This window comes from Desulfovirgula thermocuniculi DSM 16036 (genome assembly GCF_000429345.1).
GTDB lineage: Bacteria > Bacillota > Desulfotomaculia > Desulfotomaculales > Desulfovirgulaceae > Desulfovirgula > Desulfovirgula thermocuniculi.
The window spans coordinates 1-9,157 of the sequence record NZ_AUBR01000081.1 but is presented as its reverse complement, the minus strand read 5'-3'; the positions used below and the strand labels follow the sequence as shown (position 1 = coordinate 9,157).

Sequence of the window (9,157 nt, the reverse complement as noted above, 5' to 3'; positions counted from 1 at the left end):
TGGTGTGTTCCGGCCCCGGGGCAACGAACAACGTCGCTGAGTACACGGCGGTCATCAGGGCGCTGGAGTGGTTGCTGGAGAGCGGCTACCGGGACGAGGAAGTCGAGGTGTGCTCCGACAGCCAACTCTGCATTTACCAACTCCGGGGCGAGTATGCCGTGAAGTCGCCCCGCGTGGCCCCGCTCTACCGACGGGCGAAGGAGTTGGCCGGGCGGTTCCGCAGGCTTCGCTTCCGCTGGGTGCCGCGGGAGCAAAATACCGAGGCCGATGCCCTGTCGAGGCGGGCCTACGCGCGGGCGGCGCCGCCCGATCCCCGCAGGCTGGCGCGTGCCGCAGAACTCGCCCCCTCGGTCAGGCCGCTCGGCGGCGGCAGGTTCGCCGTGCCATCCCAGTCCGGCAGGGAAGAGTACCTGGTCGACCTGGCCGCGGGGACGTGCACCTGCCCGGATTTCGCAAGGTACGGCGTTAAGTGCAAGCACATCTTGGCGGCGGAGGTGCGTGTTCAAAGCGTCCGGGACGCCCTATGAGGGGGTTTCGGGCGGGAGATGGTTAAAAGTATTCCCCAGTCTGCTCCCCCCTCTCAGAGGCGGCGGTAGGATTGGAAGAGCTACCATATGTTACTAATTCTGTTCCCGCCGCCAGGACTCAGGGGAGTAGCTCAGCTGGTAGAGCGCCCGGCTGTTAACCGGGAGGTCGCGGGTTCGAGGCCCGCCTCCCCTGCCAACTGCATTGGAAAGGCAACAGCTTTTCTAGAGGAAAAAGGGGGGATTTTTGTGAAGCTGGCCGAGGCGCTACTGGAGCGCAAGCGAATCAAAGAAGAGATATTCGCCCTGCGCCAGAGGATGGAGCGGGACGCGCGGGTGCAGGAGGGGGACAAACCCTCCGAAGACCCTGCGGAGCTGGCCGAAAAGGTGGAAAAGCTCATTGACCGTCTGGAGAAACTGATTGTGGCCATCAACCGTACCAACCTGGAGGCCAAGTTGTCCGACGGCCGCACGCTGATGGAGGCCATAGCGCGCCGTGACATGCTCAAGCTGAAGCACGAGGTGGCGAAGGAGCTGGCCGACGCCGCCGTCGGTGCGCGGGACTACCGGGTGACCCGCTCGGAGATCAAGTTCGTGCCCACCGTGGACGTGGCCTACTGGCGCAGGAAGGCCGACGAGTACGCGAAGGCGTACCGGGAGCTGGACGCCGCCATCCAGGCGGCCAACTGGGGCACCGATCTTCTGGAGGAGTAGGAAAATTCAGGTGTAGCTGGAGACCGGCGCTGAGGGCGTCCCCCGGGGCCAGGGGGTGATCTGGCCCGCGCTTGTGGGAGCCGCCGTGAAGCGGGCTTCTTGCAGGACGGGTGAAGGTGTACTGCGCACGGGGCACCGGGCACGTGCGTACCGGGCACTGCGTACTACCTGGCGCTGGCGCCTGTTCCCGGCGAGGGCGGGAGAGCGGGGTTTGTATTTTTGTCGCCAGGGCCTTCCGCACGCCTGGGTTTCTGTGGTACAATACTACCTGAAGCGAGTAGTTTTTCCCGCCCCTATCGGGCGGCGAGTTCTCTGCCTGTTCCCCCGCACCGCGCGGGGCGAGTTTCCGTTCTGGGAGCGAGATTCAAGGGGTTGCGTGGGAAATCTTTGGGTTCTTCCTGGCAACCCCTCATTTTTTCGGGTGGTCCGCCCTGCCCCGGGATCGCAACACTCCGCGGCGGCCCCGGGGGAGGGCAGACCTCCGACCGGATGTTTTCCCCCCTCTATGGGGGCGAGGTTTGGTTTTCCCCCTCCGGGGGCGAGTTAGAAGGAACTTCCCCCGCTATTTTTGCGGGGCGAGGAGGGCCGCCCCGGCCGGTCCGCGGTACCCGACACCACTACCGAGGGGAGGTGCCAGGGCCGCGGCCTGCCGGGGGCCGCGGCCCCGCGAAAATGGTGACAATCAGGGAAGTATTAAGTCCCGAAAAGGTCAGGGTCCTCGAGGCTCTGGCCGGGGAGCCCCTCCGGAGGGCTGCCCGGGTGATAGCCGACTTTGGGCCCTTCCGGAGGGAAGTGCTCCGGGGCCCCTCCAACCCGGCGAGGTTTGCCCTCGCCCGGAGGGCGCTGCGGAGGGCCGACCTCCGGGTCCCCCGGGAGCTGTTCGCCCGGGTGGTCCGGGAGGCCGAGAAGCTCGTAAATTGAAATGGGACGCGGGCCGCCCGGATCCGGCCCGCTGCGCCAATAAAAACTTCTTCGAAGGAGGTGGGTTGGCGCGGCGGGCCCGGCCGGGCGGGGTCGCCGTGTCACTAACTATGGTAATAGTGTTAAAAGAAATCGAGGACGAACTCCGTAAGATTGTTCGGGGCGAGTGCTCCGAATGTCGATGGGGGTCTATCGAGGCCCTTGTAGCTTCGGTGGCCCTTCGACATGGAACCACTGCCAGTCGAGTTTTGTGGAGGATTAAGAGGACCCTCCTCAAAAATTCGCGGGAATTCCGCGAACTATGGGAGGAAGCCAAAAGGCGGGTGGCCGCCAACCGCGACCTTGGGAGTGTCCGTGCCCTTGCCCCCGAAGTCGAGGAAGCCGTGCGCGATATGTTGGCCGAAGGAAAATCGACCTCGGCCATCATAACTGAAAGCATGGCCCGCTTCGGAGTATGTGCGACTCTTGTAAGGAAAGTGATTCAACAAGTAAAGAAAAACAAATCCGAGGAGAGCATTCCAATTCAAGATAGACGGGTTTTCCGTTTTCCGCTTTCTCCTGAACGTTCCTCTCCGTCTCCGTATGCATTATCTTCCGCACTCCGGCAAATGGCAGAGGCGGCGGAACGTGCGGCGGAAGCGGCCGAAGGATTAGAAGTTGAGTTTCGCTCCCTTCTTGAGCGTGCTTCCTCGGCTGTGGAGCTCGCCGAGCGTGTTGGGCATTTGGAGGCCTTTGTTGCGGAGAGCCTGGCCCGTTTGGGAGCCGCCCTCCGCGAGGTGGCCGGGGTTTTTCCCAAACCACATGCCCCTAACGGGGAGCGGCAACGACCAGGGGAGTTCAGGCTCCCCCGGCTGTCCGTCCACAAGGACAGCACCTCCCCGTTCGAGACCGGGGTCCCGGTCTAACGGGGGGTGGCCGGGCGGTGTTGAAGGAATACGCGGCGGCCTGCCTGGCCCTCCGCTTCTACCGTAGCGGGGCGGCCGAGGCGGGGGACCTGGCGGCCGCGGTTGAAAGGTTGTTGCTCCGCCTGGCCGGGGGCGACCCGGAACTGGCGGAGTTGTTTGACGAACTGTTGGGGCGGTAGCGGTGGGAACGCACCTCCCACCGCTACCGCCCCTTTCTGTTTTTCCCGGAAGGGAGGTGATCCCGCTTGACCAAGGCCGAGCTCGTGGCCGCCGTGGCAGAGAAGGCCGGGCTGAAGAGGGCCCAGGCCGAGCGGGCGGTAACTGCCGTGCTTGACACCGTCCGGGAGGCCATGGCGCGGGGCGAAGAGGTCCGCGTGCCTGGCTTCGGCACCTTCGCGGTGCGGGAGCGGTCCGCCCGGAAGGGCCGCAACCCTCAGACGGGCGAGGAGATCGTCATCCCCGGCGGCAGGGTCGTGGCGTTCCGCGCGGGCAAGTCCCTGAAGGAAGCGGTAGTGGCGGCAAGCGGCTAAGCGGGCCTTCCGCGCGCCAACGGGGGTCCGGGATCGGGAGGCGTCCCGTTCTCGGACCCTTTCGTTTTTCCGGGGGTGTATGCGCTTGCTTACATTCGCCGACCTGTTCTGCGGCGCCGGGGGGCTGTCGCTAGGTTTCGCCTTGGCGGGCTTCCGCCCGCTCTGGGCGCTGGACAACGACCCGGACTGCGCAGAGACCTACCGGACCAACTTGGGCGACCACTTCGTCCTCGCGAACACCAGGGGTTTCGACTTCTCCTCGCTCCCGACGCCGGACGTGCTGGTGGGCGGGCCGCCGTGCCAAAGCTTCTCCGTCGCCGGCAAGCGGCTCGGCCCGGCGGACGAGCGCGACTGCATCCCGGATTTCATCAGGGCGGTGGAGGCCCTGAGGCCCGCATGGTTCCTCATGGAAAACGTGCCGGGCCTGCTGTCCGTGTGCGGTTGCCCGGAGTGCGCGGGGCGGAAGGTGAAGGAGGCTCACAAGGGCCGCTACTTCGCCTCCGTGCTGGAGAGGTTCCGCTCCTTGGGATACCGCGTGTGGTGGGCGGTGCTGGACGCCGCCGACTACGGCGTGCCCCAGTTCCGGAAACGCGTGTTCGTGGTGGGGAACCGCACGGGGAGGGACTTCTCCTGGCCGGAGCGGACCCACGCCTCCCCGGCGGAGTGCCTCCAGGGGCGGCTGTTCGGCCCGCCGCTGAGGCCGTGGGTGACGGTGGCCGAGGCGCTGGGCTTCCCCACGATCTTTGATGACAGGCCCGCAATGGCGGTGCAGGGGGAGGGCAGGCTGTCGGCCCCGGGGCACCACCACACCAGGGCATGCATGGTTCCGCCCGTGCTAGAGTCCCCATCGCTCACGGTCACGGCCACCGAGCACAAGGGGGCGACGCCGAAAGGCAACAACCGGGCGAGCGACGTGCTGGCGGCCCTGGCCGGATCCGCGGCCGCGGTCCGGTGCTCCGGGGGGCCGCGGCGCGACGGGAGGAGGCTCCAGCAGAACTACGTCCCCGCCGGGCCGCTCCTGATACAGGATTGCCGCGGCGTGCAGAAGCGGCAGAACGGGAGGGGTTGGAAGGGGGTGGACGCGCCGTCCTACACGGTGGACGGCATGGCGACGGTCGGGCTGGCCGTCCCGTGCGGTACGCCCGAACTACTACCCCCGGGGCAGGCCGCCCGCTGCCGCGTGCTCGACCCCGGCTCCCCCTCGGTCTGCGTCAAGCCGCGTTCCCCGCGCGGGGGTAGCCCACAGAACGGGGAACCCGTCCTGCTGTGGGTGGACGAGATACCGCACGACGGCGGGCCGCGGGTCTTCGACGTGACCGTCAGGCCGTCCCCCTGCGTGGACGCCAGGCAGGGCGGCAGGCCGAAGCTGGTCGTGGTGTCGAAACGAGCCAAAAGTAAGGCAAGCGTTGATGAGCCGTCGATTGTCATAGCCGCTGACGGAAGGGAATCGTTGGCGGCGGTGCTGGGCGAGCATCCCGGGTTTTACTCGGACGACGCCGGTGTGTTTCCCCTTCGCAACCCCGGGAGGCCCGGGTACACCGTCAGCGCCAAAAACGACTGCGCCAGCGCGGCCGTGAGGGCGGCCCACGTGCGGCGGCTCACGGTGCGGGAGTGTGCCCGCCTCCAGTCGTTCCCCGACTGGTTCGAGTTCCGCGGCGGCAAGACGGCCCGGTACCGCCAGGTGGGCAACGCCGTGCCGCCGCTCCTGGCCTGGCACCTGGCCAACGCGGTCCTGCGGGCGGAGGGGTTGACCGCGGCGGAGCCCCCGGGTGTGCTGGAACTCTACGCCCTGCGGCTCCCTAGGTAACCTATGGTGGGATTGAAAGTGGGTGCGGAATAGCCCATGAGGGGCGGGGCGTGGGGCGGCAATTGCTCTGGTATAGCGGTGTGGCCAGCGTTGGAGGGAGGTAGGGAGAGTGAGCGACCTGGACTGCTACGGCAACAGGCGATTTGCCAGACCTGTGAGTCCGGGTCCGACGAACCGCGGTTCTGGGGGATCTGCGGCGGGGGCGAAGAGGTGAACCGTGCTGGACGCGGGGAGAGCCTCGAGTCTGGTAGATGCCAGGAAAGATTTATCGATTGGTTGAGGAAGGGGAATTTGGAGTTGGCAAAGTCAAGCGGTTTTAATTGTCGCGATGCTATTTCGCGGGCCGTGGTCAAGGCCTTGGATGTCTACCACCAGTACGCTCCTGGCGGGTGGGAAGCGGAGCTGGTGGGGCGGGTGTTCCAGGAGTACCTCAATCGTTTCAGGAGGTTACTCTGGAGTTCAGAGAATATTGCCGACTTTCTGTCTGCGGTCGAAGGGATCATTGGCCCTCTTCCGGAGTGGGTGAGGAAGGACTTGTACTGACCGAAGGTTGAGTTCTTTCGGGAGAGGAGCGGAGAGCGGTGGCGGGAACCATTTCTGATCTGCTCGGCCTAGCGAACCGGGAATTAGACGTGCTGGTCGCGGAGAGGGTGCTGGGCCTGGAGGTGGTCGCGCGGGACTGGCCGTGCGGGCCGGAACCGGAGTGCGGGTTGTGGAGGGCCTCGCCGGAACGGGAACCCGCCGCCCCGTGGTATCACACGCCTTCGCCCGTGGTTCGCCTGCCGGAGGACAGGTGGATCGACGAGAGCGAGGACCCGCTCCTGCGGGGCGTGACGGCTAACTACGCCGAGGAGCTGGATTTCTGGTTCGTTCCGGTACCCTTCTACTCCAGCGACTACGGGCTAGCGGCTGCCCTGGTGGAGCACCTGCGGGCGGCGGGGTGCGGGATCCGCATCGAGGCCTGCAGCGAGGGCAGCGGTCCGGCCTACAGTGTGACCGTGCGCGGTCCTGTCGGGGAACGGGAGGTCCGCGCGGCGGCTAACGCCTTCGTGCGCGCCGTGTGCGAGGCGGCGGTGCTGGCGGTGTCCGGAGGCGTGGTAGCCGGACACTTCCAAACTTCGCCGGTATCTGTGGATCGGGAAAGCGGCGGGAGATGAGGATCTTGGGCACCCACCGCTTCATCGTCGGCCACGTCCTGGACGCCCTCAAACTTCTACCGGAGGAAAGCGTGCACTGTGTGGTGACCTCGCCCCCGTACTGGGGCCTGCGCGACTACGGCCTCCCGCCCGTGTACTGGCCGGAGGTCGAGTACTCCCCGATGTCCGGCCTGCCGCCTATCCGTGTTCCCGCGTGGGAGGGTCAGCTCGGGCTGGAGCCGACGCCGGAAATGTACGTCGGCCACCTGGTGCTGGTGTTCCGGGAGGTCCGGCGCGTCCTACGGTGGGACGGCACGCTGTGGCTTGTTATTGGTGATAGTTACGCCAACCCGGGCAAGGGTGGGCCGTGGGATGAAGGGCGGATGCAGAAAGGTACCGGCCGAATACTGTACGCGCGGCAGGCGAACCGTGGCAGTTTCTCTGAGCTGAAGCCGAAGGACCTGGTTGGCGTTCCCTGGAGGGTGGCTTTCGCGTTACAGGCCGAGGGGTGGTTCCTCCGTTCGGATATAGTATGGGTGAAGCCCAATTGCCTTCCCGAAAGTGTGGAAGACCGACCCACAAAGGCTCACGAATACATTTTCTTGCTAGCGAAATCGCCGCGGTATTTCTACGATGCGGAAGCTGTAAAGGAACCCGCTGTTACTCATCTTTACGACAAGCGCTACCTGCCCGAAGCCCTGCCACGGGAACGAAGTAATGAACCATGGAATCTTAATGGGCCCCTGAAACCGCACCGCGGCTTCAAGGTTCTGGACACCACCTGCGGGCGGAACCGCCGCTCCGTTTGGGCGATCAACACTGAACCCTTCCCCGGGGCCCACTTTGCGGTCTTTCCGAAAGCCCTGGCGGAAATCTGCATCCTCGCCGGCACCTCCCCGGCGGCGTGCCCGGCCTACGGGGCGCCGTGGGAGAGGGTGGTGGAGAGGGAGCATGCCCCGCGCGGAGACCGCTTCGGCTGCCGCGAAATCGGCAGGTTCGACCACGGCCAGCAGGGCAGGCCGTACCTGGAGGTGGTGGCTTCCAGGACGGTCGGCTGGCGGCCCGGGTGCCGCTGCCCGGACAACGACGGCTCGGCGCGCTGCGTGGTGCTCGACCCCTTCGGGGGAGCGGGGACCACGACTCTGGCGGCGATGGCCCTGGGCCGGGACAGCGTGTACATCGACCTGAAGCGCGAGTACGCCGAACTGGCCCTCGAGCGGTGCGGGTTCAAGGGTAGTGGCAGGCTCTTCGACAGCCACGATTGGTCGCTGGAGGAGATTCCCCCGGCGGGGGCCGTTCAATCCCCCGGGGCGGTGGCGATCCCATGAGGGCCTTCCTGCGGTGGAGGACCCGCTTTGGTATAGAACCGCTAGTTGGGAACCTCCGGGCAATGAAGGGGGATGGGTAAAAGTGATTAAGCTGGGAAACATCGGTGCTTGCTTGACGGGCCGTGCGCTGGGCAGGAGGGTCAGGGATCTGGTTCTGGAAGAACTGAAAAGCTCGGCCCGTGTGGCGCTGGATTTTGCCGGGGTGGAAGTGGTATCGCACTGTTTCTGCGACGAGGCATTTGGCAAACTGCTTCAGGGGATGGGTTCCGAAGAGTTCAGACGCAGGATAAAATTTTTCAACTGCTCTCCCGAGGTCAAGTCCGCTATCAAGTTTGCCTTGGGGGCCAGGCTTGCGGAAGAAGATGAATCTTGCACGGAGTTGAACACGATGGACCTGAAAGAAGTATTTTTGCACGTTTTGCATAGCAGTGGTCAAAACAAGCTACTCGTAGGTGTTGAGTGGCGTGATATGGGTTATCCTGTGATTGCCAAAAAACCGGGGTGACCAGAGATGGACGTTGTTTTTACAAACACCGAAAACACTTCCGTAACCGCCGCCAACCCCCTCCCTGCCGCCCGCGCGGGCCTGCGCGCGGCTGTGCGGGAACTCCTCGTCGCGGCGCGGGAGGCGGAGCGGGAACTAGCCGCGCCCGAGTTCGCCTACGGCGAGGCCGCCCACCTGGTGGCCCGGCTGGAGCAGGCCGTGTGCCGGGTGCGCCTGGCAGCGAATTCGCTGTATTACGTCGAAAAGCTGTGAAGGGTATTGTGTTACCTTGATGGTCAAAGTTAGTCAAAGTTAAACCATGCTGTAGAAACCGGACCGGAAGAAGAGGAGAGTATCGATGAACTGGTGCGAGTTCAAGGCACGCCTGCTGGAGGATCCGGAGTTTACAGAAGAGTACTACGCCTTGGAGCAGGAGTATCGATTGCTCGAAACGGAAGCGCAGCGCTACATGAGGAAAGCTGAGTCCGAAGCTGGCGGACTGCTTTTCAACGGGGAGGAGGCGCTGGCGGAGATGGCGGCGGATGAGAGGCGCTATGGTTACTACGGCGAGGACGCCCCCGGCTTCCCGGCGTGGTTGCGGGAGCGCGGCCTGGGACCCGGCGTGAAGATATCCGTGCCAAGCCGGTTCGGCGGGGTCGCGGTCTCGGGGCCAATTGCCGAGAAAAAAGGCGTTACCGAGTATCGCCTCGCCGCGGAGTCCTTGGAAGCGGTGCGTAAAGAGTGCCAGCGGTTGTTCGGCAAGCGGAGGAAGAGGGGCATCGCTCTGCGCGGCAGGCCGTCGGCGGCC

The 9,157-nt window shown here is 65.2% G+C and carries 12 protein-coding genes, 1 tRNA gene and 1 pseudogene; all 14 read left to right on the top strand.

Annotation, left to right across the window (positions count from 1 at the left end; all coding sequences use genetic code 11):
* On the top strand, nucleotides 1-527 hold a 527-nt coding region (locus tag G454_RS22170; RefSeq protein ID WP_156896820.1), incomplete at its 5' end, for a reverse transcriptase-like protein.
* Nucleotides 528-647: 120 nt separating this feature from the next.
* A tRNA-Asn gene (locus tag G454_RS0113910) sits at nucleotides 648-723 on the top strand.
* A gap of 50 nt (nucleotides 724-773) precedes the next feature.
* The gene (locus G454_RS0113905) at nucleotides 774-1,238 is read left to right on the top strand and encodes a DIP1984 family protein (RefSeq protein WP_027719086.1); all 465 of its coding nucleotides are present in this window, start codon (nucleotides 774-776) and stop codon (nucleotides 1,236-1,238) included.
* A gap of 672 nt (nucleotides 1,239-1,910) precedes the next feature.
* The gene (locus G454_RS21580) at nucleotides 1,911-2,159 is read left to right on the top strand and encodes a hypothetical protein (protein WP_156896819.1); all 249 of its coding nucleotides are present in this window, start codon (nucleotides 1,911-1,913) and stop codon (nucleotides 2,157-2,159) included.
* 323 nt (nucleotides 2,160-2,482) lie between these two features.
* Nucleotides 2,483-3,064 carry a hypothetical protein gene (locus G454_RS0113895; protein ID WP_156896818.1) on the top strand — a complete coding sequence of 194 codons (582 nt, stop codon included), beginning with the start codon at nucleotides 2,483-2,485 and terminating at the stop codon, nucleotides 3,062-3,064.
* Between the two features lie 17 nt (nucleotides 3,065-3,081).
* Nucleotides 3,082-3,243: a hypothetical protein gene (locus G454_RS21575; protein ID WP_156896817.1), complete on the top strand. Its 162-nt coding sequence runs from the start codon at nucleotides 3,082-3,084 to the stop codon at nucleotides 3,241-3,243.
* 66 nt (nucleotides 3,244-3,309) lie between these two features.
* Nucleotides 3,310-3,594, top strand: a complete 285-nt coding sequence (locus tag G454_RS0113885) for an HU family DNA-binding protein (RefSeq protein ID WP_027719083.1) — start codon at nucleotides 3,310-3,312, stop codon at nucleotides 3,592-3,594.
* Between the two features lie 79 nt (nucleotides 3,595-3,673).
* The gene (locus tag G454_RS22925; protein WP_084413520.1) at nucleotides 3,674-5,401 is read left to right on the top strand and encodes a DNA cytosine methyltransferase; all 1,728 of its coding nucleotides are present in this window, start codon (nucleotides 3,674-3,676) and stop codon (nucleotides 5,399-5,401) included.
* Between the two features lie 297 nt (nucleotides 5,402-5,698).
* Nucleotides 5,699-5,944, top strand: coding sequence for a hypothetical protein (locus G454_RS21570; protein WP_156896816.1), 246 nt, complete (start codon nucleotides 5,699-5,701; stop codon nucleotides 5,942-5,944).
* A gap of 38 nt (nucleotides 5,945-5,982) precedes the next feature.
* Nucleotides 5,983-6,558 (top strand): hypothetical protein, encoded by a 576-nt coding sequence (locus tag G454_RS0113870; RefSeq protein WP_027719081.1) that lies wholly within the window; start codon nucleotides 5,983-5,985, stop codon nucleotides 6,556-6,558.
* Complete coding sequence (locus G454_RS19360; protein ID WP_051276469.1) at nucleotides 6,555-7,865, top strand: DNA-methyltransferase; 1,311 nt, start codon at nucleotides 6,555-6,557, stop codon at nucleotides 7,863-7,865. The genes G454_RS0113870 and G454_RS19360 overlap by 4 nt, the downstream gene beginning before the upstream one ends.
* A gap of 82 nt (nucleotides 7,866-7,947) precedes the next feature.
* Nucleotides 7,948-8,370, top strand: a complete 423-nt coding sequence (locus tag G454_RS19355) for an STAS-like domain-containing protein (protein WP_051276467.1) — start codon at nucleotides 7,948-7,950, stop codon at nucleotides 8,368-8,370.
* 6 nt (nucleotides 8,371-8,376) lie between these two features.
* The gene (locus tag G454_RS0113855; RefSeq protein ID WP_027719080.1) at nucleotides 8,377-8,622 is read left to right on the top strand and encodes a hypothetical protein; all 246 of its coding nucleotides are present in this window, start codon (nucleotides 8,377-8,379) and stop codon (nucleotides 8,620-8,622) included.
* 85 nt (nucleotides 8,623-8,707) lie between these two features.
* Nucleotides 8,708-9,157: pseudogene (locus G454_RS19350) on the top strand (hypothetical protein); the annotation flags it as partial.